This window comes from Pseudomonas sp. NPDC087690, assembly GCF_044743175.1.
GTDB lineage: Bacteria > Pseudomonadota > Gammaproteobacteria > Pseudomonadales > Pseudomonadaceae > Aquipseudomonas.
Genome location: NZ_JBIUVX010000022.1, coordinates 19,343 through 44,921, shown reverse-complemented (window position 1 = coordinate 44,921; position 25,579 = coordinate 19,343). Strand labels below are relative to the sequence as shown.

The window sequence follows — 25,579 nt, the reverse complement described above, 5'->3', positions numbered from 1 at the left end:
CCATGCACTACGACGCCGACTTCGTTCGCGCGCTGGAGTACGGCATGCCGCCAACGGCCGGTGAAGGCATCGGCATCGACCGTCTGGTGATGTTGCTGACCAACTCGCCGTCGATCCGCGATGTGATCCTGTTCCCGCACATGCGACCGCAAGCGTAAACGTTTCAGTTAAAAAGCCGCCTAAAACAGGCGGCTTTTTATTGCCTGTCTGGTACAAATGTATCAATTGGTTAATTTCGCAATAGCAGAGGAAGTTCTGTCGTGATGGGTGCAATAGCTCAAGAAGGTGCAGCGGGTATCGCCACTGCGGTCGCTGAAAGTGTTCAGTACCAGGGTCGCAAGGCCAGCCGACAGGGCAGTGAGCAGCGTCGACAGGACATTCTCGACGCGGCGATGAGGATTGTCGTGCGCGACGGTGTACGTGCCGTGCGCCATCGCGCAGTGGCCGCAGAGGCTGGTGTGCCGTTGTCGGCGACTACCTATTACTTCAAGGACATCGACGACCTGCTCACCGATACCTTCGCCCAATACGTTGAACGCAGTGCGGCGTACATGGCCAAGTTGTGGATCAACAATGAAGGTCTGTTGCGTGACATGGTCGTCAGTGGTGACGGCAGCCCCGAATCGCGTTCGCAACTGGCCGATGACATTGCGCGGTTGATGGCCGACTACGTGCATCGACAATTGGTTAACCGTCGCGAGCATTTGATGGCCGAGCAGGCATTCCGTCAGGAAGCGCTGCTCAACCCGCGCCTGGCGATTCTGGTGCGTTCCCATCAACAGATTCTGCTGCAGGGCACCTGCCAGTTGTTCCAGGTCTTGGGTTCGCGTGAACCGCAGCAGGATGCCAAGGTGTTGACGGCGATTATCGGACGGATGGAATATCAGGGCCTGCTCAACGACGCCGAGCCTTTGGCCGAAGAGGACATGCTCGGCATTCTGACGCGCTACATGCACCTGGTGCTCGCATCGGTCTGACGCAAATCCCCTGTAGGAGTGAGCCTGCTCGCGATAGCGGTGTATCAGACAACTAAGATGTTGAATGTAAATCCGTTATCGCGAGCAGGCTCACTCCTACAGGGGAACGCAATCACCTTAAGGGCGGCGAATGTTCATAGGGAGTATTGAATGAAAGCCTGGCGTGGCGTGCTGATCGCCTTGTCGTTCCTGCTGCTCAGCGGCTGTCTGGTGACCTTCAAGGAACCGCTGGCCACTACTGACCCGGCGCCCAAGGGCTTGCTCGGCAAATGGTCGAGCACCAATGCCTGGGGCGAGCCGATGAACCTTGAGCTGACGCGCCTGGGCAACGATCGCTATCAGGCCGTCACGTACTTCAAGGCCAAGCCCCGTGAACGCGAAGCCTATCCGTTCACCGTGTCGCGCCATGGCAACCGCTGGTATCTGTCGGCGAAAGTCCCGGCGCAGTACGGCGGCCACTACACCATCGCCGGTTTCGAACTCACCGATAAACACGAACTGGTGGTCTATAACCTCGACCTTGAGCAGATCAACCAGGCGATCAAACAAAAAAACCTCGACGGTCAGGCCTTCCAGACCGACGATGGCGACGGTGTGCAAGTCGACAGCAGTCTCGACAAGGTCTTTGCTTACCTCGACGATCCGGCCAATTCCGATGTCTTCGTTGAAGCCGTGCGCTACCAGCGCCAGACCCGCGCCCAATAATTCATTACGTCAGGTTTTCTACAGGAGTTTCGGGTGGACGATTACCAGCAGACGATACGCATGTTGTCCGACCGCATTGTGCTGGCGCAGACACCGATCCGTGTGCTCGACGCGGTCAAGTGGGACGAGAACATCCGCAAGGGCTTCCTCAAGGCCAAAGGCAAGGAAATGCCGGCGGTGGATCGCGACTACTACCTCAATCGGCCACTGAGTTTCGATTCAAGCAAGGTCAAACTGGAATTCCAGAACATCGAGCGTGACATCACCCGCCAGCTCGGCCAGTTCAACCCGGTCGGGCAGATCATGCGGCGTATGTGCAAGGAGTACCGCATGGTGGTGCGCATGCTCGAAGCGCGCGGCACCGAGGATTTCGGCCTGATCTCGCAAGAGCTGTATGGCGCCGCCTCCGATGCCTTCCACGCCGGTGACCCGACCCTGGCTGACCTCGGCCTGATGATGTCCGACTATTTGAACAACATCGATGGCCGTGGCGATCTGAAGGATGAGCCAAAAGTCCTCACCGCCAAAGACGCGGTGCATCTGCTGCAGACCCGTCTGAACAAGGTGTTCGGTGAAGCTGAAGAAACCATTCGCGTGTTCGAGTCCGACGGCATCGTCGCTGACGCGGCGGCGGGCGCGGATTACATCAAGATCCGCACCGACGCGATGTTCAACGATCGCGACGTGCGTGCGCTGGAAGTCCATGAGGGGCTGGTGCACGTAGGCACCACGCTTAACGGCCTGAACCAGCCAATCTGCACCTTCCTGTCCAAAGGCCCGCCATCTTCGACGGTGACCCAGGAAGGCCTGGCGATCCTGATGGAGATCATCACCTTTGCTTCCTACCCAAGCCGTCTGCGCAAACTGACCAACCGCACCCGCGCCATTCATATGGTCGAGGAGGGCGCCGACTTCCTGCAGATATTCGAATTCTTCCGCGAGCAGGGCTTCGAAATGGCGGAAAGCTACGGCAACGCCAGTCGTGTTTTCCGTGGATCGACACCGAACGGACTGCCATTCACCAAAGACTTGTCCTACCTCAAGGGCTTTATCATGGTTTACAACTACATTCAGTTGGCCGTGCGTAAGGGCAAGCTTGAGCAGATCCCGCTGTTGTTCTGCGGCAAGACCACGCTGGAAGACATGCGTACGTTGCGTCAATTGGTGGATGAAGGGTTGGTGGTGCCGCCTAAGTATCTGCCGGAGCAGTTCCGCGACATGAATGCGTTGTCGGCGTGGATGTGTTTCTCCAATTTCCTCAATCATTTGAGCCTGGACCGGATCGAAGCGGATTACTCCAACATCCTCTAGCCCACTACAGACCGATCGTTCCCACGCTCCGCGTGGGAATGCCGCCATGGACGCTCCGCGTCCACTGTGACGCAGAGCGTCACGGGATGCATTCCCACGCAGAGCGTGGGAACGATCTGAACCTGAATTTTTGCGAGGTTTCACCGGATGAGAATCCTCGGCATCATCTGCCTGCTTCTGACCCTCAGCGGTTGCAGCTCTTTGTTGTTCTACCCCGAACCGGGGCAGATGTTCACCCCGGAAAAAGCCAAGCTCGAATACCGCACCGTTACGCTGGTCACGGCGGATGGCCTCAAGCTCAACGCCTGGTGGCTGCCGGCCAAACCCGGCGTCGAGGTCAAAGGCACCGTGCTGCACCTGCACGGTAACGGCGGCAATCTGCCGATGCATCTCGGCGGCAGTTGGTGGTTGCCAAAAAACGGCTATCAGGTGCTGTTGGTGGACTATCGCGGTTATGGCCTGTCCGAGGGCAAGCCGAGTTTGCCGGCGATCTATCAGGACATCGACGCCGCGTTCGCTTGGCTCGACAAGGCGCCGGATGTCAAAGGCAAGCCGCTGATTCTGCTCGGTCAGAGCCTCGGCGGTTCGATGGCCGTGCATTGGCTGGTGCAGCATCCAGAGCGGCAGAAACAGCTCAAGGCCTTGGTGCTCGATGGTGTACCCGCCAGCTATCGCAGTGTCGGCCAATACGCGCTCAGCACCTCGTGGCTGACCTGGCCGTTCCAGGTGCCACTGTCGTGGCTGGTGCCGGACAGTGACAGCGCAATCCATTCGATGCCGCAGCTCAACGGCGTGCCGAAGCTGATCTTTCACAGCATTGACGATCCGCTGGTGCCGCTTTCCAACGGCATCCGCCTGTATCAAGCTGCGCCCCCCCCGCGTGTGCTGCAACTGACCCGTGGCGGCCATGTGCAGACCTTCGGTGATCCGGTGTGGCGCCAGGTGATGCTGCGCTATCTGGACGATCCCGAGCATTTCAACGGCCTGCGCCGCCTCGGCGAAATCCCTAATTTCCCGACACCCCCGAATTCTGAAGATGAGAGTCCGCAATGAGTGAAGAACGTAACGCCATCCCGCTGATCATCACCGGTATCTGCAGCATCCTCGGCACCGTCGGGGCGTTGTGGTACTACGGTTACCTGCATTTCGCCAAACCCGAGGATGCGTTGCTGCTCAACGACTTCACCATGCTCAAGACCGTGCCGGGCGAAGACTACAAAGTCTCGCTCGACCCGGCGCCGCAAGTGGCGCAGTGCATCGATGGCGTGCTGGTGTTGTTCGATACCGAGCAGAAAGGCTTGACCGGTGTACTGATCAACGCGCAGAAGAAAGCCGTGCGCTGCATGGGTGAAGAGACCCCGCAAAAACTCCAGCCTTAAAAGCAAAAGATCGCAGCCTTCGGCAGCTCCTACAGGAAACGCATTCCAATGTAGGAGCTGCCGAAGGCTGCGATCTTTTCATCTAAAAAAGCCCCGCGTGACTCAGTCAGGCGGGGCTTTTGCGTTACAGCAGGGCGCTTAGTTCGAGCTGACCGCCGAACGTGGCACAACCGGCTGGTTGTCGTTGGAAATGGTCACTTCCACACGACGGTTCATCGCACGGCCGGAGACGCTGCCGTTCTCGGCAACCGGGTATTCCTTGCCATAACCCTGAGCGACGATGCGCGCGGGATCAACGCCCATTTTCACCAGAGCGGTACGTACGGAATTGGCGCGACGTTCAGACAGAGTCTGGTTGTGGCTCGCAGTACCGGTGCTGTCGGTGTAACCCTCGACGATCACTTTGCGATCCGGGTTTTCCTGAAGGAACTGCGCCAGTTTGTTGATGTTGACCAGACCGCTGGATTTCAGGTCAGCACGGTCGGTGGCGAACAGCACGTCGCCGAAGGTCACCAGCGTACCGCGATCGGTCTGCTTGGCGTTCAGGCTGTCCTGCAGCTGTTTGATCTGCTGATCACGCGCATCCAGACGCGCCTGGGCACGTTGGGCGGCAGCGTTCTTCAGATTGTTTTCAGCGGTGCGCAGGGCGATGGTCTGCTTGGCCACTTCCACGCGCTGGTTGGTCAGGTAGGCCAGTTGGTCGACCTTGGCTGCGTCTTGCTTGTCCAGATAAGCCTTGTCGGCCTTGTCGAGGTAATCACTGGCGTCTTTGGTTTCCAGCGCCGCGACTTTGCTCGCTTGCGGGTTGGCTTGCAGGCCGGCGTAGTTGGTGCGTGCCTGTTCCAGATTCGGGTTAGGTGGAGTCGAGCAGGCAGCCAGAGCGACACTTGCGGCCAGAAGAGCTGGAATCATCAGTTGCTTACGCATAATTTTTCGTCCTTTCTATCGATAAAGTTTCAGCGTTGCCATCGGGATGCGCGCTTACTGCACGGTGCGCTGACTTTCCTGACGCAGTTCCTGAACACCTTTCTGGGAATCCTTCACAGCCTGTTCGGCTTTTGCGGCCTGAGCCTTGCGTTCGGCTACGCGAGCGTCCCACTCGGCTTGCTCGGACAGAGTGCGCGCTTCGTCATACTTCTTGTCATGCATGGCGATTTCGGCTTGTTTCAGTTTGTCCTGCGCCTGCTTCATCTCAACGGCAGCGAATTCGGTACCGCCGGCGCTGACCGCGCTGTTCACTGCCGATTGAGTCACGGCGTATTGCTCGGTCGGTGGGTTACCGGCGCAACCGGCCAGTACGAAGCTGGTGCCGATGGCCAGAGCCGCCAGTTTCAGACCGCGCAGGTGGGTAAACGAGGTTTGGTTTTTCATGGTCTTCAACTCCATTGGGCATCTCCTGAAAACATCTGAATCCATCCTGGTCGAGGAGCCGAAAATGTCGTATCCAAGTGCGTTATTTGAAACGCTCGTTCCAGGCGTGGTTACAGCTTCCGACCGGAGGCGTTTTTCAAAAGTTCAGAAAAGATGGCCTATCGCCAAAATATTTTTTGACCGAATGGACAAGGCTCTAGAGCGGGAACTTTGGCGGGATGAAGCGGTACGCGCGGGTGTTTCTAATACCGAAAATACGGCGATTTTAAGGCGGAAATACAATCCCTGTAGGAGTGAGCCTGCTCGCGATGGCGTCGTATCAGACAACAAAAATGTTGAATGAAAAACCACCATCGCGAGCAGGCTCACTCCTACAGTTTGATGTGTGTTGTGTCAGTGTTTTGGCTTGCCTTCAACAGCCGAGAGGTCATGCAAGTGCCGGCGCGACAACGCCAGAAAACGAGGCGTAGGCCCGACATCCTCATACAACGGATCACCTTCCTCATCGGTCGCCACCACCGTCGAACCCTTCACATACGGCAGGCTCGCTTCAAACTCTTCAAGGGCTGCGCCGATCAATTCCCCGAGCAGCTCTTCGGCATGCCGTTTGGGGTACATCTCGGCAATCGCTGCCAGACGCGCAGCGGCTTCAACGTCCAGATGAATCGTGTAGCCAGTGTCGGTCAGGCGACCCTTGGCGTTTTCTTCCCAATGCTGGGCGAGTTCACGAATTTTCATGATGACCTCATTTCGCGCCTGCTCTTGGCAGGCCTGGGTGAGTGTCCGGCAGCGCCGGCGGCAAGCCGTTGTACGGCTTACTGTTGAGACTAGCTTTCGCCCACAAGGTTTAAAGTCCCTTGGTCGGATGCTTGTAAGAAGCGTCGTAGAGCGGCACTCTCTAGGTCATGCACTCGTTTCTAAGCCGTCCGGATTACTGCTGGGGAATTGCTGATGACCGATATTGATGCACGCTTGCGCGAAGACGTTCACCTGCTCGGAGAGCTGTTGGGCAACACCATTCGAGATCAGTACGGCGAGGCGTTTCTCGACAAGATCGAGCAGATTCGCAAGGGCGCCAAGGCCGACCGGCGTGGCTCGATGGACGCTGAACTGAGCGCCAGCCTCAATCAATTGAGCGAGGACGAATTGCTCCCCGTGGCGCGGGCGTTCAACCAGTTTCTCAACCTGGCGAATATCGCCGAGCAGTATCAGTTGATCCATCGGCGCGAAGAGTCGCAGCCGGCGCCGTTCGAATCCCGCGTGTTGCCGGAATTGCTTGCGCGTTTGCGCAACGAAGGTCACAGCACCGAGTCGCTGGCACGTCAACTGTCACGGCTGGAAATCGAGCTGGTGCTGACCGCGCACCCCACCGAAGTCGCGCGACGCACGCTGATCCAGAAGTACGACGCCATCGCCGGGCAACTCGCCGCGCAAGATCATCGCGACCTGACCACTGCCGAACGCGAACAGATCCAGAACACCCTGCAGCGGCTGATCGCCGAAGCCTGGCACACCGAAGAAATCCGCCGCACGCGCCCGACGCCGGTCGATGAAGCCAAGTGGGGTTTCGCGGTGATCGAACATTCGCTGTGGCAAGCGATCCCCAACCATATGCGCAAGGCCGACAAGGCTTTGCATGAAGCGACCGGCCTGCGCTTGCCGTTGGAGGCGGCGCCGATTCGCTTCGCGTCGTGGATGGGCGGCGACCGTGACGGCAACCCCAACGTCACCGCTGCGGTAACCCGCGAAGTGTTGCTGCTGGCGCGTTGGATGGCCGCCGATTTGTACCTGCGTGATGTCGATCATTTGGCTGCCGAGTTGTCGATGCAGCAAGCCAGCGATGCGTTGAAAGCCAAGGCTGGCGACAGCGCCGAACCGTATCGCGCGGTGCTCAAACAACTGCGTGAACGCCTGCGTGCGACGCGCAACTGGGCACATGCTGCGCTGACCGCTCCAACGCCTGCGCCGGCTGATGTGCTGCACAACAACCGCGATCTGCTCGATCCGCTGGAGCTGTGCTTCAACTCGCTGCACGAATGCGGCATGGGCGTGATCGCCGACGGCCCGCTGCTCGATTGCCTGCGTCGGGCGGTGACCTTCGGCTTGTTCCTCGTGCGTCTCGATGTACGCCAGGATTCGTCGCGACACAGCTCGGCGATGACCGAAATCACCGATTACCTCGGTCTCGGTCGCTATGAAGATTGGGATGAAGAACAGCGCATCACTTTCCTGACCCGCGAACTGAGCAATCGTCGGCCTTTGCTGCCAGCGCATTTCAAGCCATCAGCCGACACCGCAGAAGTGCTCAACACCTGCAAGGAAATCGCCGCCGCACCGGGCGCTTCGCTCGGTTCCTACGTGATCTCCATGGCCGGCGCCGCCTCCGATGTGCTCGCCGTGCAACTGCTGCTCAAAGAGTCCGGCGTGCTGCGGCCGATGCGTGTAGTACCGCTGTTCGAAACCCTCGCCGACCTCGACAATGCCGGGCCGGTGATGGAGCGGCTATTGCTGCTGCCGGGCTATCGCGCACGGCTGCAAGGCCCGCAGGAAGTGATGATCGGCTACTCCGACTCGGCCAAGGACGCCGGCACCACTGCAGCGGCCTGGGCGCAATATCGCGCGCAGGAACGCTTGGTGGAAATCTGCCGTGAGCAGCAAGTCGAACTGCTGCTGTTCCACGGTCGCGGCGGCACCGTCGGCCGTGGCGGTGGCCCGGCGCATGCGGCGATTCTGTCGCAGCCACCGGGTTCGGTGGCGGGGCGTTTCCGCACCACCGAGCAGGGGGAAATGATTCGATTCAAATTCGGCCTGCCGGACATCGCCGAGCAAAACCTCAATCTGTATCTGGCGGCGGTGCTTGAAGCAACGCTGCTGCCACCACCGCCACCGACCGCTGAATGGCGCCATTTGATGGACGAATTGGCGGCTGACGGTGTCAGTGCTTACCGTCAGGTGGTGCGGGAAAATCCGCAGTTCGTCGAGTATTTCCGCCAGTCCACACCGGAGCAGGAACTGGGGCGTTTGCCGCTCGGCAGTCGTCCGGCCAAACGCCGTGCCGGCGGCATCGAAAGCCTGCGGGCGATCCCGTGGATCTTCGGCTGGACACAAACGCGGCTGATGCTGCCGGCGTGGCTCGGCTGGGAATCGGCGTTGAGCAAGGCGCTGGAGCGCGGCGAAGGCGAGTTGCTCGGGCAGATGCGCGAGCAGTGGCCGTTCTTCCGCACCCGTATCGACATGCTGGAAATGGTGCTGGCCAAGGCCGACGCCGACATTGCGTTGTCCTACGATCAGCGTCTGGTCGAGCCGGATCTGCTGCCGTTGGGCGCGCAGTTACGCGACCTATTGTCGCAGGCGTGCGCGGTAGTGCTCGGCCTGACCGGTCAGTCGCAGCTGCTGGCACATAGCCCGGACACCCTCGAATTCATCCGTCTGCGCAACACTTACCTTGACCCGCTACATCTATTGCAGGCCGAGTTGTTGGCCCGTTCGCGGCAACAGGATGTCGAGCAGGGCAGCCCGGTGGAACAGGCGTTGCTGGTGTCTGTGGCGGGGATTGCCGCCGGTTTGCGCAATACCGGCTAAGGTTTTTGGCGTGGCGCGCGGCACCGGTCACAAACGCCGAATGCCGCTTTGCCTGCCCGGCGAAAGTGCCGCCAGGCGACAGTTAATGATGGGGTTGCGACTTGGGTTACCGCGTCGCAAGGTCGCGGGGGCCGTCGGTTTCTCCGACTTTTGGCGTCTTGTGTGGGCGCAGCCTGCTGTGTATCTTGATCAGCCTTTGGCCGTTTCTGCGGCCACGACCCGTATTTTCAGGATTCGTCCCAAGAGGCGAATCCTTTGTTTTGTAAAAGCTTTTTATAAAAAAATTGAGGAGCACATCTAATGCGCGTCATTCTGCTGGGAGCTCCCGGGGCCGGTAAAGGTACTCAGGCAAAGTTCATCACCGAAAAATTCGGCATTCCACAAATTTCCACTGGCGACATGCTGCGTGCAGCGGTCAAGGCCGGTACTCCGCTGGGCGTGCAAGCCAAGAGCATCATGGATGCCGGCGGCCTGGTGTCGGATGACCTGATCATCGCACTGGTTCAGGACCGTATCGCTCAGCCAGACTGCGCCAACGGCTTCCTGTTCGACGGCTTCCCGCGCACCATTCCGCAGGCTGAAGCACTGGTCACTGCCGGCGTTGAGCTGGATGCAGTGGTTGAGATCGCTGTTGAAGACGAAGAAATCGTTCAACGCATCGCCGGCCGTCGTGTTCACGAAGCCAGCGGCCGCGTTTACCACATCGTCTACAACCCGCCGAAAATCGCCGGCAAAGACGACATCACCGGCGAAGAGCTGGTACAGCGCAAGGACGATACAGAAGAAACCGTGCGTCATCGCCTGTCGGTCTACCACTCGCAGACCAAGCCGCTGGTGGAGTTCTATCAGAGCCTGTCCGCCAAGAACGCTGGCAAGCCGAAGTACAGCCACATTCCGGGCGTCGGTTCGGTTGATGCGATCACCGCCAAGGTGCTGGCCGCGCTGAGCTGAAAAGTCTGATCGGCTGCATCATCCACGGCCCGCTTGCGGGCCGTAGTTGTTTATACTGACGCACTTTTTCCCACCCCTGTTTTGGAAACATCGATGAGCACCTTGCTGGCCCTGGACACCGCGACTGAAGCTTGCTCCGTTGCCTTGCTGCATGACGGCAAGGTCACGAGCCATTACGAGGTGATCCCGCGCCTGCACGCGCAGAAGCTGCTGCCGATGATCCAGCAATTGCTGGCCGACGCTGGAACGACGTTGCAAGCGGTCGACGCGATTGCCTTCGGTCGCGGGCCTGGCGCGTTTACCGGCGTGCGGATTGCCATTGGTGTGGTGCAGGGGCTGGCGTTTGCGCTGGATCGCCCAGTGTTGCCGGTGTCCAACCTGGCGGTGCTGGCGCAGCGGGCGTTGCGTGAGCATGGCGAGAGCCAGGTCGCGGCGGCCATCGATGCACGGATGGATGAAGTGTATTGGGGCTGCTATCGCGAGACCGCAGGGGAGATGCGTCTTGTGGGTGCCGAAGCGGTGTTGCCGCCGGAAGCGGCGGCGTTGCCAGCGGATGCCAGTGGCGAGTGGTTCGGTGCCGGCACCGGTTGGGGTTATGCCGAGCGCATCGCCGTCCAACTGACCGGCTCCGACGCCGGCATGCTGCCGCACGCCGAAGACCTGTTGACCCTGGCGCGCTTCGCCTGGGAACGCGGCGAATCGATCCCGGCGGATGATGCGCAACCGGTTTACCTGCGCGACAAAGTCGCCACCCCCAAAGCTCGCTGAGCCTTTAAAAGATCGCAGCCTGCGGCAGCTCCTACACAGGTACACATGTCGGAGCTGCCGCAGGCTGCGATCTTTTGATTTTCAAAACACCAATCGTCAGTTTCCACCCTCCGGTTTTAAACCTTTTGCGCTTTATGTGTTCTAGTTATCACTCGGCGATTTGCTAAGTCGGTCAGGTGCCGCTAAATTGCCATCATCGATACCGAGCATGAAATTATGCGTATAGACGGCCTTTCCTCTCAGTCTTACCCCATCAAGCGCAAGCCTCGCAAAGGCAATGCGGCGCTGGATGAATCCGTCGACGATATCGATGGCGAGCTGGAATTCCCGACTGAAGAGCAAATGGCCGCCCGTGCTGCCAAAGCCTCCGCACAACGCCTCGCCAATCTGCCTGCCCGTCAGCAAGACATGATCTACCACCGTGCGATGAAAAAGAGCGTAGCCATGGCCCTCGCCAGCTACCTGAGTACCGCCGGTTTTGTCGATTGGGATGCGGACGTGCTGGGCCTTGATCTGTACATCTGATGGATCTGCCTTACTACCTCGGTTGTCCGTCCTGGAGCGAAAACGCCTGGCGCGAGTATCTGTACCCGGTAGACGCCAAGACCTCTGACTTCCTCGGTCTTTATGCGCAAGTATTCAACGCTGTCGAAGGCAACACGACTTTCTACGCCAGCCCGTCGCCCGCTACCGTGCAGCGTTGGGCTGAGGTCATGCCCGAACACTTTCGTTTCACCGCCAAATTCCCCGGCGACATCAGCCACAGTGGCGACCTGCGCGATCAACTGACCGCCGCCGAAACATTTCTGCAATTACTCAAGCCACTCGGTCAGCGTGTTTCGCCGCTGTGGCTGCAGTTGTCGAAAAGTTTCACGCCGCATCGGCTGCCCGAACTGGCGGCGTTCATCGATGCGCTGGATTGCCCACTGGCGGTGGAAGTACGGCATGAACAGTTCTTCGCCAAGGGTGAGAGCGAACGCTTGCTCAATCGGCTGTTGCTGGATCGTGGTGTCGAGCGAATTTGCCTCGACCCGCGGGCATTGTTCAGCTGCCTGTCGACCGAGTCTTCGGTGATCCACGCGCAATCGAAAAAGCCCCGAGTGCCGACGCGTCCGGCGGCGTTCACGCAATGGCCGCAAGTGCGCTTCATCGGCCATCCCGAGCTTGAAGCCAACGACACTTTCCTCGTGCCATGGGTGGCGAAAATCGCCGAGTGGATCGAGGAGGGGCGCACTCCGTACATCTTCCTGCACACCGCCGACAACCTGTTGGCGGCCAAGCTGGCGCAACGTTTTCACGCAAAATTGATGCAACGTTTGCCTGGCTTGCCAGCGCTGCCTGAGCTATACAGAGAACCCGCCGCCGAGCAACTTGGCCTGCTCTGAGGCGGTTTTTTTTCCTGCCCCGGAGCCTGCCGATGGACGCGCAAACCGTTAGAGCCCACGCCTTCAAAGCGCTGCATGAGCGTCCGGAGATTTTCGTCATCCCCAATCCCTGGGATGCGGGCTCGGCGAAGATGCTCGCCAGCCTCGGCTATCAGGCCTTGGCGACGACCAGCGCCGGTTATGCGTTTTCCCAGGGCAAGGCCGATGGTGCGTTGAGTCTGGATGAGACTCTGGACAATGTCCGCGCGATTGTCGCTGCGACCGATTTGCCGGTGGCTGTGGATCTGGAAAACGGCTTTTCTGATGACCCGACCGAGTCCGCGAAAAGCTTGTTGCGTGCCGCCGAAGCGGGCGCGGTTGGTGGTTCGATCGAAGACGCGACGGGACGCCCGGATGCGCCGATCTATTGCTTCGAACATGCCGTGGCGCGCATCGAAGCCGCCGTCGCCGCCGTGCGCACGTTGCCATTCCCCTTCATCCTGACGGCGCGCGCGGAAAACTATCTGCACGGCAATCCCGATATCAACGACACCATCCGCCGCTTGCAGGCTTTCGCCGAGGCTGGCGCCGATGTGCTGTACGCGCCGGGTTTGCGCAGCGCCGAAGAAGTGTTGGCGGTGGTGCGTGCGGTTGCGCCGAAACCGGTGAATGTGTTGATGTCCGGCGGCTTGAAGCTGACCGTGCAGGAGCTGGCAGAAATGGGCGTGCGCCGCGTCAGCACCGGATCGGCACTGGCGCTGGCGGCGTTCGGTGAATTCTTCCGCGCCGCTGAAGAAATCCAGCGCTCCGGCACGTTCGGCTTTACCTCGCAATCGATGCCGTACGCCAAGGCCAATCAGTTTTTCAAAGGCTGAGCATGGGGCGATGGATTTTCTGGCTGGTGCTGCTGATGATTGGCGGCGCTGCGGTCAGTGTCTGGCGCGGTTGGCTCGAGGTCCCGTCGCAATGGAATCCTTGGGCGCCACTGGACGTCAAAGCCGCGCCCAACTGGCTGACCGGCTACAAGCTGATGCGCTTGCGCAGTGACCCTGAACTCTGCGCCCAGGCATTGAGCAGCTCTGACCTTCGCGTTACGCAACAATCCGCCAGCCCGGGTGCCAAGTGCCCGCTGATCGGTGCCTTGCGCGTGCAGGGCGGTGAGGTGGCGCTGAGCAGCAGTTTCCTCGCCAGTTGTCCGTTGGCGGTGGCCTACGCGATGTTCGAACACCACACCCTGCTACCCGCCGCACAATCTGTTTACGGGCAGAAGGTCGCGCGTGTCGATCATCTTGGCAGCTTCGCTTGTCGCAACGTCTACAACCGCGAAAGCGGGGCGCTAAGCCGCCACGCCAGCGCCGATGCGCTGGATATTGCCGGGTTTCGTCTGGCCGACGGGCGCAGCATCAGCGTACTCAAGGACTGGCCGAAGCAAAATCAGGACGCGCAGTTTTTGCGCAAGGTGCGTGACGGCGCCTGCGATGCGTTCAGTGTGGTCTTGAGTCCGGATTACAACGCCGCCCATCGCAATCACTTTCATGTCGATGTCGGACGCTGGAGCGTGTGTCGCTGAAGGTTAAGCGGCGAGGCGCAGGTTCTGCAGAACGATCGGACGAGCCCAGCCGTTATCGAAGTCCAGAGCTTTCTGTTGCTCGACGATTTCTTCCGCAGGGAACGGCGGGAAAGGCTTTTGCAGCAGATCCAGATCGAACTCGGCAATCGGCAGGTACAGTGGCTTCTTCTGCGGCGCAGGGCCTGGCTCTGGGGTCGGGTGACCATTGTTGATCACGACAGGACGAACCCAGCTGCTGTCGAAATCCTGTTGCTCTTGCTGAGCTTTGAGTTCTTCAGGCGCAAACGCCGGGAACGGCTTGTCCAGCAGTTCCATTTCGAATTCGGCGATCGGCAGGAACAGCGGCTCTGGCGGGCGTACTTCGGTCTCGACCACATCGCATTCGCGCTGGCTGACGATATGCGCGTGCAGCTCGCTGCCGACGGTCGGTTCTTCCGGGCTGTTCAGGTCAACCGGTGGAAATGTGCCGCAGGCTGGCACCACTTCACTCGACTGTTCAGCCAGCGCCTGGGCGAAGAAATCCTGCCACAGGTGACTGACGCCGCTCAGTGCTTGAGTGTTTTGACGGCTAAAGTCGCCATGGGGCGAGATGTAGCCAATCGATGTGGGAAGAATGCCTGACATTTTTTTCGGTTGACGCTCAGCTCTGGCAAAATGCGCGTTGAATGAGTTATCGGCGGTTTTTGCCGCTCCTTGAATTTTTGAGCGTGTTTTCCATGATTGAGCAACCCGCGGCCTGCCGCATCCATGTTCAGGCCCTCGGCCCGACGTTTGAAGCGCAAGCCGAACAGTGGGCCGAGCGTCTCGGCTTGCCGCTGCAAGTCGCGGACGGCGAGTTTGCCTTGCAGGTCGGCGAGCAGGGTTTGCAGCTGCAACAGCTCGGCCCGGATGCACCTGGGCCGGTGCGCGTTGACTTCGTTGAAGGCGGCGCGGCGCATCGGCGTTTGTACGGTGGCGGCAGCGGGCAGATGATCGCCAAGGCTGTCGGCATTGCCCAAGGCGTGCGCCCACGCGTGCTGGATGCCACGGCGGGGCTGGGCAAGGATGCGTTTGTGCTGGCGAGCCTGGGTTGCGAGATGAGCCTGATCGAGCGCCAGCCGCTGATTGGCGCCTTGCTGGAAGATGGTCTGGCGCGCGGCGCGGAAGATTTCGATGTCGCGCCGATCGTGGCGCGGATGAAATTGCTCAAGGGCAATTCCATTGAGGTCATGCAGAACTGGGAGGGTGAACCGCCGCAGGTGATCTACCTCGACCCGATGTTTCCGCACCGGGAGAAGACTGCGCTGGTGAAGAAGGAAATGCGTCTGTTCCGGCCGTTGGTGGGTGATGATCCGGATGCGCCGGCGCTGCTCGAAGCCGCGTTGGCGCTGGCGACGCACCGGGTGGTGGTCAAGCGACCGCGCAAGGCGCCGTGTATTGCGGGGCCGAAGCCGAGTCATGCGCTGGATGGCAAATCCAGTCGATACGATATCTACCCGAAGAAAGCGCTCAAGCCTTAAAACCGCGTCGCCCCTATCGCGAGCAGGCTCACTCCTACAATTGATCTGTGGTGCACACAAATCCACTGTAGGAGTGAGCCTGCTCGCGATAGGGCCAGCCCAAACAGCGCAAAAGCTAAGGTTTGTAGGCGCGCATAAACAACCCCACCACTTCCTCAATATGGCTCTGCGCAGCCTCTTCAGTCAACGGCTCCCCACACCCATACAACAGCCGAAAATTCCCCGCGCCCTTGATCAGGCAAAAGAAATGCTCGGCTGCATTGCGCGGCAGGTCGATGCTCAGCACGCCGCTGTCATGGATCTGCGTCAGCAACCGCTCCATGCCCTGCACCATGCGCTGCGGCCCCGCCTCGAAGAAGATCAGCGACAGCTTCGGATCCTGAACCCCCAACGCCATGATCAAACGGTGCAGATTCACCGACTCATCGCTGTTGATCAGTTGATGAAAGCCTCGGGCAATGTTCAGCAACACATTTTCCACGGCAATGCCTTCGGGCAATTCGAAGAACAGCGGCGGTAACTGCTCCTCGCATTTGGCCACCACGGCGGCGGAGAACAGCGTTTCCTTGTCGTTGAAATGGCTGTAGACCGTCAGCTTCGACACGCCGGCTTCGCTGGCGACCGCGTCCATGCTGGTGTTGGCATAGCCATGACTCAGAAACAGAATTTTCGCCGCCTCGAGGATCGCCTGGCGCTTGGCCAGATCCTTGGGGCGGCCCGGACCGTTTGGAGCTGAAAGATTGTTCGACATTCTTCGCTTTTAATACTGGACTGGTGAGTTTGCTATTAATAACATACCCGCCAGTATAATTATTCCAAGCACCATTAGCGAAAGGTCCGTCACCATGTTCCGCCATGCGTTGTCCCTCGCGTTGCCAGTAAGTCTGGCGTTCCTTTTGTCAGCGTGTGGTCAGGAAGAGGCGACGCAAGTCACCGTGCGACCGGCCATGGTGGTGCAGCCAGAGCCTTCGGCGCAGGCGATGGAAAGTTATCCGGGCGAAGTGCGTGCCCGTTACGAACCCGATCTGGCTTTCCGCATTGGCGGCAAAGTCAGCCGACGACTGGTCGATGAAGGTCAGCGTGTAAAGGCCGATCAACCGCTTGCCGAACTCGACCCGCAGGATGTACGCCTGCAACTGGAAGCCACCCGTGCGCAAGTCGCCGCCGCCGAAGCCAATCTCAATCTGGTGCGTGCCGAGCGTGATCGCTACAAGACCCTGATGGATCGGCAGATGGTCAGCCGCTCGGCCTATGACAACGCCGAAAACCTTTACCGTTCCGGTGAAGCCCGCCTTAAACAAATCAAAGCCGAATTCAACGTATCGACCAATCAGGCCAGTTACGCGGTGCTGCGTGCGCCGCAGGATGGCGTGGTGGCCAAACGTTCGGTCGAGGTGGGGCAGGTCGTCGCCGCCGGGCAAACCGTGTTTACCCTCGCCACCGATGGCGAGCGCGAAGTGCTGATCAGCCTGCCGGAGCAGAGCTTCGGCCGCTTCAAGGTCGGTCAGCCGGTGACAGTCGAATTGTGGACCCAGCAAAACCAGCGCTTCGCCGGGAAGATCCGCGAATTGTCGCCCGCTGCCGATCCACGCTCACGCACCTTTGCGGCGCGTATTTCCTTCACCGGCGGCAAAGTCCCGGCCGAACTGGGCCAGAGCGCTCGTGTGTTTGTGCAATCGGCTGACAGCGTTTCCCTGTCGGTGCCGCTTTCGGCACTCACGGCGGAAAACGGCGCGACCTACGTCTGGGTCGTCAACGGCAACAACACCCTGAAGAAAACCCCGGTGCGCATCGGCCCGTTCGGCGAGAAAAGCGTGCCGGTGCTCGAAGGTTTGAACGCCAGTGACTGGGTGGTAGCCGCGGGCGTGCATGTGTTGCTCGAAGGGCAGCAGGTGCGCCCGGTGGATCGCTCCAACCGTGTGGTCAATCTGGCGGACAAGGAGTAAGCCCCGATGCGCTTCAACCTTTCTGAATGGGCGTTGCGTAATCGCCAGATCGTACTGTTCCTGATGCTTTTGCTGGCCATCGTCGGTGCGTTGTCCTACACCAAACTCGGCCAGAGCGAAGACCCTCCGTTCACTTTCAAAGCCATGGTGATTCAGACCCGTTGGCCGGGTGCGACCGCGCAGGAAGTCTCGCGCCAGGTTACCGAACGCATCGAAAAGAAACTGATGGAAACCGGCGAGTACGAGCGCATCGTGTCGTTCTCGCGCCCCGGTGAATCGCAAGTCACGTTCATTGCCCGCGACTCGATGCACTCCAAGGAAATTCCCGACCTCTGGTACCAGGTGCGCAAGAAGGTCAGTGATATTCGTCAAACCTTGCCGCCGGATATTCAGGGGCCGTTTTTCAACGATGAATTCGGCACCACGTTCGGCAATATCTATGCGCTGACCGGCGACGGTTTCGATTACGCGGTGCTCAAGGATTACGCCGATCGCATCCAGATCCAGCTGCAGCGGGTCAAGGATGTCGGCAAGGTCGACTTGCTCGGTTTGCAGGACGAGAAGATCTGGGTCGAACTGTCCAACGTCAAACTGGCGACCCTCGGCTTGCCGCTGGCGGCGGTGCAACAGGCGCTGCAAGAGCAGAACGCGGTGTCGACCGCCGGGTTCTTCGAAACCGGCAGTGAGCGCTTGCAGCTACGTGTCTCGGGGAATTTTCAGACGGTCGAGGAGATAAAAAACTTCCCGATCCGCGTCGGTGATCGTACGTTTCGGATCTCCGATGTCGCCGATGTGCGTCGCGGTTTCAACGATCCTCCGGCGCCGCGCATGCGCTTCATGGGCGAAGACGCGATTGGGCTGGCGGTGGCGATGAAGGATGGCGGTGACATTCTGGTGCTGGGTAAGGCACTGGAAGGCGAGTTCTCGCGCATCCAGAAAAACCTTCCGGCCGGTATGCAATTGCGCAAGGTTTCCGATCAACCGGCTGCGGTGAAAACCGGGGTTGGCGAGTTTGTTCAGGTACTGGTCGAAGCGCTGGCGATTGTCTTGCTGGTGAGCTTCTTCTCCCTCGGCGTGCGCACCGGCATGGTGGTGGCGCTGACCATTCCGTTGGTGCTGGCGATGACCTTCGCCTGCATGTATTACCTGGGCATCGGCCTGCACAAAATCTCCCTTGGCGCGTTGGTGCTGGCGCTGGGTTTGCTGGTGGACGACGCGATCATTGCCGTGGAAATGATGGCGATCAAAATGGAGCAGGGCTTCGACCGCATCCGTGCGGCGAGTTATGCCTGGACCAGCACCGCGTTCCCGATGCTCACCGGCACATTGATCACCGCCGCCGGCTTTTTGCCGATTGCCATGGCGCAGTCCGGTACTGGCGAGTACACACGCTCGATCTTCCAGGTGGTGACCATCGCGTTGCTCGCGTCATGGGTCGCGGCGGTGGTGTTTGTGCCGTATCTGGGGGAAAAACTCCTGCCGGATCTGGCGAAAATTCATGCGGCCAAACATGGCACGGGTGACGGTCAGCCGGATCCGTATGGCACGCCGTTTTATCAGCGCGTTCGGCGCTTGGTGGAGTGGTGCGTCGCGCATCGCAAGACCGTGATCGTGCTGACAGTCGGGCTGTTTATTGCCTCGGTGATGTTGTTCCGCTTCGTCCCGCAGCAATTCTTCCCGGCCTCAAATCGACTGGAGTTGATGGTCGATCTGAAACTGGCCGAAGGCGCTTCACTGGCCAATACCGCCGGTGAAGTCAAACGGCTGGAGGCGATGCTCAAAGATCACGCTGGCATCGACAATTACGTGGCTTACGTCGGCACCGGATCACCGCGTTTCTATCTGCCGCTGGATCAGCAACTGCCGGCGGCGAGCTTCGCGCAGTTTGTGGTGTTGGCGAAGACCATCGAAGAGCGTGAGGCGCTGCGCACTTGGTTGATCGAGACGCTTAACGAGCAATTTCCGGCGCTGCGTTCGCGGGTCACGCGCCTGGAAAACGGCCCGCCGGTTGGCTATCCGGTGCAGTTTCGCGTGACGGGGGAGCACATCGAAGAAGTTCGTGCGCTGGCGCGTAAAGTCGCGGCCAAGGTTCGCGAGAATCCGCATGTGGTCAATGTGCATCTGGATTGGGAAGAGCCGAGCAAGGTGGTGTACCTGAACATCGATCAGGATCGTGCCCGGGCGTTGGGTGTGAGCACGGCGAATCTGGCGAAATTTCTGCAGAGTTCGTTGACCGGTTCGAGTGTCAGCCAGTATCGCGAAGACAACGAATTGATCGAGATTCTGCTGCGCGGCACGGTTCATGAACGCACTGAATTGTCGTTGCTGCCGAGTCTGGCGGTGCCGACGGACAACGGCCGCAGTGTGGCGCTGTCGCAGATTGCCACGCTGGAATATGGCTTTGAGGAAGGGATTATCTGGCATCGCAATCGCTTGCCGAACGTGACCGTACGTGCCGATATTTATGGCAAGGAGCAGCCGGCGACGCTGGTGAAGCAGATCATGCCGACGCTGGATTCGATTCGCGCCGAGTTGCCCGATGGTTATCTGTTGGATGTCGGTGGCACGGTGGAGGATTCCGAGCGGGGGCAGAAGTCGGTGAATGCCGGGGTGCCGATGTTCATTGTCGTGGTGCTGACGTTGCTGATGGTGCAGTTGCGCAGTTTTTCACGCACGGCGATGGTGTTTTTGACGGCGCCGTTGGGGTTGATCGGGGTGGTGCTGTTTTTGATGGTGTTTCGTCAGCCGTTCGGCTTTGTGGCGATGTTGGGGACGATTGCGTTGTCGGGGATGATCATGCGCAATTCGGTGATTCTGGTGGATCAGATCGAGCAGGATATTGCTTCCGGGCTTAAGCCTTGGCAGGCGATTATCGAGGCTACGGTTCGACGCTTCAGGCCGATTGTGTTGACGGCGTTGGCGGCGGTGCTGGCGATGATTCCGTTGTCGCGCAGTGTGTTTTTTGGGCCGATGGCGGTGGCGATCATGGGTGGGTTGATTGTTGCGACTGCGCTGACGTTGTTGTTTTTGCCGGCGTTGTATGCGGCTTGGTTCCGGGTTCGGCGCGAGGGGTGATCTTTTTTGTTACGTGGCGGCCTTCGGGCCGACCATGTTCTTGGGGTTTGGGTGAATATCCGTTTCTGCGGGTGGGGCGGCTGGCGGTTTCGCCCTTACGGCGACTCACTTTTCCAGACGCCGAAAAGTAAGCAAAAGGCTGGGCCCCGGCGTTCGGCCCGCTCGCTGGGGCTCGGGGTTCCTTCGCTCCGGGATCGATCCGGGGGGCATCGCCTACGGTTTGCTTCGCTGCACCTCCTCTCGATGTGTTTGGCTGCGCCAAACGGTCGCTGCGCTCCCACCCCCGGATCAACCCCTCCACTCAGCCTACCGATGGGGCCGGCATGGCAAGATCAAAAGCTTTACTCGAGCTTGCGCTCATTGTTGAGTGGTGCGGCTACGCCGCGGGTTTGGTGGAGGAGGTGACGAAGGCTGCGATCTTTTGATCTTCAACGCTCGACAGCAAAGACAAGATCAAAAAGATCGCAGCCTGCGGCAGCTCCTACACGGGACGTTACAACGTGCCGAAGACTTTCTTCGCCAGACTCGTCGCCGCAGCGGCAGGGTTCTTGCGGATGGTTTCTTCTTGTTTGCCGATCATTTCGAACAAGCCATTCAGCGCTTGTTCGGTCACGTAGTTTTCGACATTCGCGCTTTTCGCATCAACAACGCCAAACGCAGCGGCCTGACCAGCAAATGAGTTGTACTTTTGCGCCACGCCGACTTTGTCGGTCGCCTGTTTGACGATCGGCAGGAACTTGGCGCGGATCTGTTCGCGGCTGGATTTGTCGAGGTATTGCGTGGCCGAATCCGTACCGCCGCTGAGGATGCCTTTGGCGTCGGCGACGCTCATTTTTTTCACGGCGTCGACGAGGATTGGCTGGGCTTGGGTCACTGCACTTTCTGCCGCTTTGTTCATCGCGGTTTCGAGTTCTTCAACCTGGGCGCCCATGCCGAAGGCTTTCATCTTGCTCGCGGCTTTGCCGAGTTTGCCCGGCAGTTCGATTTTCACGTCGGGGTTGTTGCTGAAGCCGCCCGGGGTGCCCAGTTGTTTGACGGCGATTTGCGCGCCTTGGGTCAGGGCATCCTTGAGGCCGCCGGTGGCGTCTTGTTGGGACAGGTCGCTGAGTGACAGGGCCAGAGCGTTGGCGCTGATCATCAGGCCGGCGCACAGGCCGGCGAAGCGAAGGGTAGGGCGGAGCATGGCGGCTTCCTTGTTGCAGAAAGTGGTGGCGGACAATGAATCAACGAATCGCGTCGACGCGGATTTTCAGCGGCTGCGGGTCGTTGCCGTCGAGTTGCACGGCGTGGTTTTCGGTAGTGATGAACATCAGCTCACCGTTGACTTCGATACGCGCGCTGACCGAATAACGGTGGCCGGGTTTGACCTGCGCTGGATCGTAGCTCAAATGGAACGGCAGTGGCACCTGGCCTTTGATCGGGCCTTTCTGCTCGTCGAGCACGACCGCCGGGGCGTCGGCGAGGGAAACGTCTTGCAGGCTCACGCTCAGGGTCGCGCTCGGTGGCAGGGCGATGCGTTGCAGGTAGAACACTTCGCCATCGAGGCTGGCCTTGCCGGCGGGGGTAGTCGATTGGCAGGCGCTCAACAGCGTGGCGGCGGCGAGAAGGGTGAGTTTTTTCATCGGAACCTCTAATACTTTTGCGCCGGAAGAATCCCGGCGCCGAAGAGAAATCTAGCGGATTTTGCCATCAACGTCAGTGAACAAACGTAATGGCTTCTCCAGCCACTGCGAGATCCACTGCGATAGCCGCGAACTCAACGAGGGCGAAACCGGCGCAAGTTCGACATGCCACGGCGTGACCAGAATGGATTGGTGGTAGCGATTTTCAGTGCCGCTTAGTGCATAGCGTTTGCCAGGGATAACACTCGCCGGATCGTATTGCAGATAAAACGAAGTGGCGGCTCGTTCATCGTGAGTGACCCGCGCAAGTTGTGTGTCGGGACGATCCACATCGTGCAGGCTTATCGTCACGGCTTCATGTTCAGCAACGACACTGGGCTCCTGAACTTCTACATACAGAAAGCCGATCGGGCTCAAGTGCAGCGTCTGCCGGTGCGGAGCTTTGTTGACGACAACGAAGTAGTCCAGCGCCACGAGCAAAGGCTGTTGCTCATGGAACATCTGAACGTTGATCTGATACTTCACGCCGACATCGCTGTAGTGATGCGGGAAAGAAAATTTCCAGTCGACATCGAAGACTGAAGAGTGCCGCCAGTCTTTGATGTTGATCGGAGAAGTGGAGTTAACCACTTTGACGCTGACCACCGTTTCATTCTCACCGCCCACAGGAGCGCGGAAGTTTGGGGGCAAACGGAAGTCGACGGTGACGATGGGAGTTTGTTCGTGCAGCGGGCTCATCTCGATATCCTTATCGTGATTTTTAAAGTGAGCCTATTTATTCACGAATCAACTAACGGGAGAACCCGGCGGGCTCTCCGTTAGTTATCGGCACGTTTCAGCCTTCGGCAGTTACCGCTGTTTCTGCAGCATCTTCACTGCGATGCAGAGCCACCTGACGGATCGACAAACGAATCTCCGCCGGTAACACACGTTTGGCCGCACCTTCGGCGAGTTCGCCGAGCAGCTCGTGATAACTCAGTTTGCCGGCCTCGTCGCGACGCAGCACGTCGAGGTCGAGCAGGGTCTGGATGAAGTGGCGGAACAGGCTCTTGTCGAAGAACTCCGGGGCGTTGAGGCCATGGAGGATCGACAGGCGCTGGGCCATGACCGTGCAGAGGTCTTCCAGCTCTTCGGCGCTGATGCTGTTCTGGCCGCTGTTGAGCAGCAAGGACACGGTCATGTAGAAGCGCTGCAAGGTCTGGGCGATGCTCTTCGACAGCAGCGTCAGCAGGACGAAATGCCGCGAACTTGGCGCCGGACGCAGGTAGACGTCTTTCTCGAAGCGCAGCAAGCCTTGCTCGACGAACGCTTCCAGCCATTGATCGACCACACCGTCCAGTTCGTCCAGCGTCCAGCGAATGAACAGCTCCGATTGCAGGTACGGATACAGCGCGCGGGTGTAACGCAGGATCTGTTCGCGGCTCATGCGCGACGCACTCTGGAAGAAACTCGCCAACAGCGCCGGCAGGGCGAATATGTGCAGTACGTTGTTGCGGTAGTAGGTCATCAGGACGGCATTCTGCTCATCCAGATAGAGAATCTTGCCCAGCGCATCGTTCTGCTCGGCGAGCAGGTCCATGTCCTTCACGTGCTCGATCAGCGCACGACCATCGCCTTCCGGCAGCGTGGTGTGCGGCGAATACGGGACTTTGCGCAGCAGCGCCAGGTACAGATCCAGTACCCGGGCCATGGCGCGATCATCCAGTGCCAGACGTGTGGTCGACAGCAGCGCCAGCGCCACCAGGTTGACCGGGTTGATCGCCGCCGCTTCGTTCAAATGCTGCGCGACTTTCTCACCGAGGCGATTGGTGGTTTCGTTGAGCCAAGCCGGTTTGTACTGCGGGCCGAGATCCTGCTGGCGCCAGTCCGGTTGTTCGGCGTCGAGGAATTCCGCCAGTTTGATCGGCTCACCGAAGTTGACGGCGACCTGACCGAAACGCTGCTTGAGCGCGCCGATGACTTTGAAAATGTCGAAGATCGATTCTTTCTTCTTGCTCGCGCCACGCAGTTCGCCGAGGTAGGTACGACCTTCCAGCACGCGCTCATAACCGATGTACACCGGCACAAACACGATCGGCATCCGCGACGAGCGCAGGAAGCTGCGCATCGTGATGGCGAGCATGCCGGTTTTCGGTTGCAGCATGCGTCCGGTGCGTGAGCGGCCGCCTTCAACGAAGTACTCGACCGGGAATCCTTTGGTGAACAGCGTGTGCAGGTACTCGTTGAACACCGAGGTGTACAGCGGATTGCCCTTGAATGTGCGGCGCATGAAGAACGCGCCGCCGCGACGGAGCAGGCTGCCGATCACCGGCATGTTCAGGTTGATCCCGGCGGCGATGTGCGGCGGGGTCAGGCCGTTGCGGAACAGCAGATACGACAGCAGCAGGTAGTCGATGTGGCTGCGGTGGCACGGCACGTAGATCACTTCGTGACCCTGAGCGACTTTCTGCACGCCTTCGATGTGGTTGACCTTGATACCGTCGTAAATCTTGTTCCAGAACCAGCTCAGCACCACTTCGAGGAAGCGGATCGCGGTGTAGGTGTAGTCCGAGGCGATCTCGTTGCCGTAGCGCAGGGCCTGGGCCTTGGCTTTTTCCGCGGAGATGTTTTCGCGCTCGGCTTCGTCGAGGATCGCTTGCTTGACCAGCGGCTGGTTGAGCAGGCCTTTGACCAGGTTGCGGCGGTGGGAAATGTCCGGGCCGATGACAGCGGCTTTGAGGTTGCGGAAGTGCACGCGCAGGATCCGCTGGGCCATGCGCACGGTGCGTTCGTGGCCCTTGTTGTGCTCGATCAGTTCACGCAGGTGGATCGGCGCGGAGAACTGCACGCGGGTTTTGCGCCCGAGGACGATGATGCTCAGCAGCCGACGCAGGCGCCCGGTAACGGCCCAGCTGTCAGCAAACAGCAGTTTCCACGGACTGTTTTCGCTGTCCGGTGACTGACCCCAGAACACGCTGACCGGGATAATTTGCGCATCTTCAGCAGCGTTCTGCGTGAGGGCGCTGACCAGTCGGGTCAAGGTCGGCGGCGCACCGCGTTTGTCCTGACGGCCGAGCCAGTCCGGATCCGGTGTCAGGTAGAAAAACGCCGCCGGTTCAATCAGCGGCCCCACCGACACCGGCAGCACCGGACGCGGCAGGCCGGCCTTGGTGCACTCGGTGTCGAGCACCGCCAGATCGGTCAGCGAAGGGTTTTGCAGGACGTAGAACACCGGACGACTGCGGTCGAGGTTGAGGGTGAACGACGACTGGTTGATCGTCTCCGAGCGAACCCAGAGGTACAACAGTCGGCGCAGGGTGCCAAACACAAGACGGCGGAACGGGGAACGGGTCATACGGCTTCTGCATGAGTGGATAAAACCGAGCGGTTGCTCGGGAGGTCGACAGTTTGCCGTATTCACCGAAAATCGGCAAAAAAGCGGCGAAGTAATCTCCTGTTGAGACTTTTCGCACCTGTCAT

27 protein-coding genes are annotated in these 25,579 nt (G+C 59.5%); 18 read left to right on the top strand and 9 right to left on the bottom strand.

Annotated elements, in window-relative coordinates:
* The 6 genes from ACIPIZ_RS19505 to ACIPIZ_RS19480 all read left to right on the top strand — a co-directional run.
* Nucleotides 1-158 (top strand): amino acid--tRNA ligase-related protein (locus ACIPIZ_RS19505; RefSeq protein WP_401166842.1); only part of this gene is annotated, 158 nt, incomplete at its 5' end.
* Nucleotides 159-263: 105 nt separating this feature from the next.
* Nucleotides 264-977: a TetR/AcrR family transcriptional regulator gene (locus ACIPIZ_RS19500; RefSeq protein ID WP_016983549.1), complete on the top strand. Its 714-nt coding sequence runs from the start codon at nucleotides 264-266 to the stop codon at nucleotides 975-977.
* Between the two features lie 150 nt (nucleotides 978-1,127).
* On the top strand, nucleotides 1,128-1,682 hold the full coding sequence (locus ACIPIZ_RS19495) for a hypothetical protein (protein ID WP_122662228.1): 555 nt from the start codon (nucleotides 1,128-1,130) through the stop codon (nucleotides 1,680-1,682).
* Nucleotides 1,683-1,742: 60 nt separating this feature from the next.
* On the top strand, nucleotides 1,743-2,993 hold the full coding sequence (locus ACIPIZ_RS19490) for a flavohemoglobin expression-modulating QEGLA motif protein (RefSeq protein ID WP_177330993.1): 1,251 nt from the start codon (nucleotides 1,743-1,745) through the stop codon (nucleotides 2,991-2,993).
* Nucleotides 2,994-3,140: 147 nt separating this feature from the next.
* Nucleotides 3,141-4,046, top strand: a complete 906-nt coding sequence (locus ACIPIZ_RS19485) for an alpha/beta hydrolase (RefSeq protein WP_150646947.1) — start codon at nucleotides 3,141-3,143, stop codon at nucleotides 4,044-4,046.
* On the top strand, nucleotides 4,043-4,372 hold the full coding sequence (locus tag ACIPIZ_RS19480) for a hypothetical protein (RefSeq protein ID WP_064393221.1): 330 nt from the start codon (nucleotides 4,043-4,045) through the stop codon (nucleotides 4,370-4,372). The genes ACIPIZ_RS19485 and ACIPIZ_RS19480 overlap by 4 nt, the downstream gene beginning before the upstream one ends.
* A gap of 138 nt (nucleotides 4,373-4,510) precedes the next feature.
* On the opposite strand, the gene ACIPIZ_RS19475 is transcribed toward ACIPIZ_RS19480, so the two are convergent.
* Nucleotides 4,511-5,299 carry an OmpA family protein gene (locus ACIPIZ_RS19475; RefSeq protein WP_064393220.1) on the bottom strand — a complete coding sequence of 263 codons (789 nt, stop codon included), beginning with the start codon at nucleotides 5,297-5,299 and terminating at the stop codon, nucleotides 4,511-4,513.
* Nucleotides 5,300-5,353: 54 nt separating this feature from the next.
* Nucleotides 5,354-5,758: a DUF4398 domain-containing protein gene (locus ACIPIZ_RS19470; RefSeq protein WP_034154861.1), complete on the bottom strand. Its 405-nt coding sequence runs from the start codon at nucleotides 5,756-5,758 to the stop codon at nucleotides 5,354-5,356.
* Here ACIPIZ_RS19470 and ACIPIZ_RS19465 point away from each other — a divergent pair.
* Entirely contained in the window at nucleotides 5,742-6,086 is a 345-nt protein-coding gene (locus tag ACIPIZ_RS19465; protein ID WP_163030256.1) for a hypothetical protein, read from the top strand. The genes ACIPIZ_RS19470 and ACIPIZ_RS19465 overlap by 17 nt on opposite strands.
* 50 nt (nucleotides 6,087-6,136) lie before the next feature.
* On the opposite strand, the gene ACIPIZ_RS19460 is transcribed toward ACIPIZ_RS19465, so the two are convergent.
* On the bottom strand, nucleotides 6,137-6,481 hold the full coding sequence (locus ACIPIZ_RS19460; protein ID WP_064393219.1) for a hypothetical protein: 345 nt from the start codon (nucleotides 6,479-6,481) through the stop codon (nucleotides 6,137-6,139).
* Nucleotides 6,482-6,694: 213 nt separating this feature from the next.
* On the opposite strand from ACIPIZ_RS19460, the gene ppc reads away from it, so the two are divergent.
* From ppc to ACIPIZ_RS19420, 8 genes are all read left to right on the top strand, one after another.
* On the top strand, nucleotides 6,695-9,325 hold the full coding sequence (gene ppc, locus ACIPIZ_RS19455) for a phosphoenolpyruvate carboxylase (RefSeq protein WP_401166796.1): 2,631 nt from the start codon (nucleotides 6,695-6,697) through the stop codon (nucleotides 9,323-9,325).
* A 10-nt stretch (nucleotides 9,326-9,335) separates the two neighbouring features.
* Nucleotides 9,336-9,626: a hypothetical protein gene (locus tag ACIPIZ_RS19450; protein ID WP_401166793.1), complete on the top strand. Its 291-nt coding sequence runs from the start codon at nucleotides 9,336-9,338 to the stop codon at nucleotides 9,624-9,626.
* Entirely contained in the window at nucleotides 9,626-10,276 is a 651-nt protein-coding gene (adk, locus tag ACIPIZ_RS19445; protein ID WP_008078383.1) for an adenylate kinase, read from the top strand. Before ACIPIZ_RS19450 ends, adk begins: the two co-directional genes overlap by 1 nt.
* 93 nt (nucleotides 10,277-10,369) lie before the next feature.
* On the top strand, nucleotides 10,370-11,044 hold the full coding sequence (tsaB, locus tag ACIPIZ_RS19440) for a tRNA (adenosine(37)-N6)-threonylcarbamoyltransferase complex dimerization subunit type 1 TsaB (protein ID WP_401166789.1): 675 nt from the start codon (nucleotides 10,370-10,372) through the stop codon (nucleotides 11,042-11,044).
* Nucleotides 11,045-11,260: 216 nt separating this feature from the next.
* Complete coding sequence (locus tag ACIPIZ_RS19435) at nucleotides 11,261-11,569, top strand: hypothetical protein (RefSeq protein WP_064393215.1); 309 nt, start codon at nucleotides 11,261-11,263, stop codon at nucleotides 11,567-11,569.
* Nucleotides 11,569-12,429, top strand: a complete 861-nt coding sequence (locus tag ACIPIZ_RS19430; RefSeq protein ID WP_122662218.1) for a DUF72 domain-containing protein — start codon at nucleotides 11,569-11,571, stop codon at nucleotides 12,427-12,429. Before ACIPIZ_RS19435 ends, ACIPIZ_RS19430 begins: the two co-directional genes overlap by 1 nt.
* Before the next feature lie 32 nt (nucleotides 12,430-12,461).
* Nucleotides 12,462-13,283 carry an oxaloacetate decarboxylase gene (locus tag ACIPIZ_RS19425; RefSeq protein ID WP_401166786.1) on the top strand — a complete coding sequence of 274 codons (822 nt, stop codon included), beginning with the start codon at nucleotides 12,462-12,464 and terminating at the stop codon, nucleotides 13,281-13,283.
* Nucleotides 13,284-13,285: 2 nt separating this feature from the next.
* Nucleotides 13,286-13,978 (top strand): extensin family protein, encoded by a 693-nt coding sequence (locus ACIPIZ_RS19420; protein ID WP_122662216.1) that lies wholly within the window; start codon nucleotides 13,286-13,288, stop codon nucleotides 13,976-13,978.
* A 3-nt stretch (nucleotides 13,979-13,981) separates the two neighbouring features.
* On the opposite strand, the gene ACIPIZ_RS19415 is transcribed toward ACIPIZ_RS19420, so the two are convergent.
* Nucleotides 13,982-14,602: an energy transducer TonB gene (locus tag ACIPIZ_RS19415; RefSeq protein ID WP_122853560.1), complete on the bottom strand. Its 621-nt coding sequence runs from the start codon at nucleotides 14,600-14,602 to the stop codon at nucleotides 13,982-13,984.
* A 92-nt stretch (nucleotides 14,603-14,694) separates the two neighbouring features.
* On the opposite strand from ACIPIZ_RS19415, the gene ACIPIZ_RS19410 reads away from it, so the two are divergent.
* The gene (locus ACIPIZ_RS19410) at nucleotides 14,695-15,477 is read left to right on the top strand and encodes a class I SAM-dependent methyltransferase (RefSeq protein ID WP_105707531.1); all 783 of its coding nucleotides are present in this window, start codon (nucleotides 14,695-14,697) and stop codon (nucleotides 15,475-15,477) included.
* Between the two features lie 115 nt (nucleotides 15,478-15,592).
* Here the strand turns inward: ACIPIZ_RS19410 and ACIPIZ_RS19405 are convergent, their stop codons facing one another.
* Nucleotides 15,593-16,228, bottom strand: coding sequence for a TetR/AcrR family transcriptional regulator (locus ACIPIZ_RS19405; protein WP_401166783.1), 636 nt, complete (start codon nucleotides 16,226-16,228; stop codon nucleotides 15,593-15,595).
* Nucleotides 16,229-16,322: 94 nt separating this feature from the next.
* Here ACIPIZ_RS19405 and ACIPIZ_RS19400 point away from each other — a divergent pair, with 94 nt between their 5' ends.
* Both ACIPIZ_RS19400 and ACIPIZ_RS19395 read left to right on the top strand, forming a co-directional pair.
* Nucleotides 16,323-17,423 (top strand): efflux RND transporter periplasmic adaptor subunit, encoded by a 1,101-nt coding sequence (locus ACIPIZ_RS19400; RefSeq protein ID WP_105707308.1) that lies wholly within the window; start codon nucleotides 16,323-16,325, stop codon nucleotides 17,421-17,423.
* Between the two features lie 6 nt (nucleotides 17,424-17,429).
* Complete coding sequence (locus tag ACIPIZ_RS19395) at nucleotides 17,430-20,498, top strand: efflux RND transporter permease subunit (RefSeq protein ID WP_401166780.1); 3,069 nt, start codon at nucleotides 17,430-17,432, stop codon at nucleotides 20,496-20,498.
* A gap of 493 nt (nucleotides 20,499-20,991) precedes the next feature.
* Here the strand turns inward: ACIPIZ_RS19395 and ACIPIZ_RS19390 are convergent, their stop codons facing one another.
* The 4 genes from ACIPIZ_RS19390 to plsB all read right to left on the bottom strand — a co-directional run bounded on the left by ACIPIZ_RS19390 (nucleotide 20,992) and on the right by plsB (nucleotide 25,454).
* Entirely contained in the window at nucleotides 20,992-21,681 is a 690-nt protein-coding gene (locus ACIPIZ_RS19390) for a DUF4197 domain-containing protein (RefSeq protein ID WP_064393207.1), read from the bottom strand.
* Nucleotides 21,682-21,721: 40 nt separating this feature from the next.
* Nucleotides 21,722-22,120, bottom strand: coding sequence for a YbaY family lipoprotein (locus ACIPIZ_RS19385; protein WP_053117584.1), 399 nt, complete (start codon nucleotides 22,118-22,120; stop codon nucleotides 21,722-21,724).
* A 51-nt stretch (nucleotides 22,121-22,171) separates the two neighbouring features.
* On the bottom strand, nucleotides 22,172-22,858 hold the full coding sequence (locus ACIPIZ_RS19380; protein WP_105707313.1) for a hypothetical protein: 687 nt from the start codon (nucleotides 22,856-22,858) through the stop codon (nucleotides 22,172-22,174).
* 97 nt (nucleotides 22,859-22,955) lie between these two features.
* Nucleotides 22,956-25,454 carry a glycerol-3-phosphate 1-O-acyltransferase PlsB gene (plsB, locus tag ACIPIZ_RS19375; protein ID WP_064393204.1) on the bottom strand — a complete coding sequence of 833 codons (2,499 nt, stop codon included), beginning with the start codon at nucleotides 25,452-25,454 and terminating at the stop codon, nucleotides 22,956-22,958.
* Between the last annotated feature and the right edge of the window lie 125 nt (nucleotides 25,455-25,579).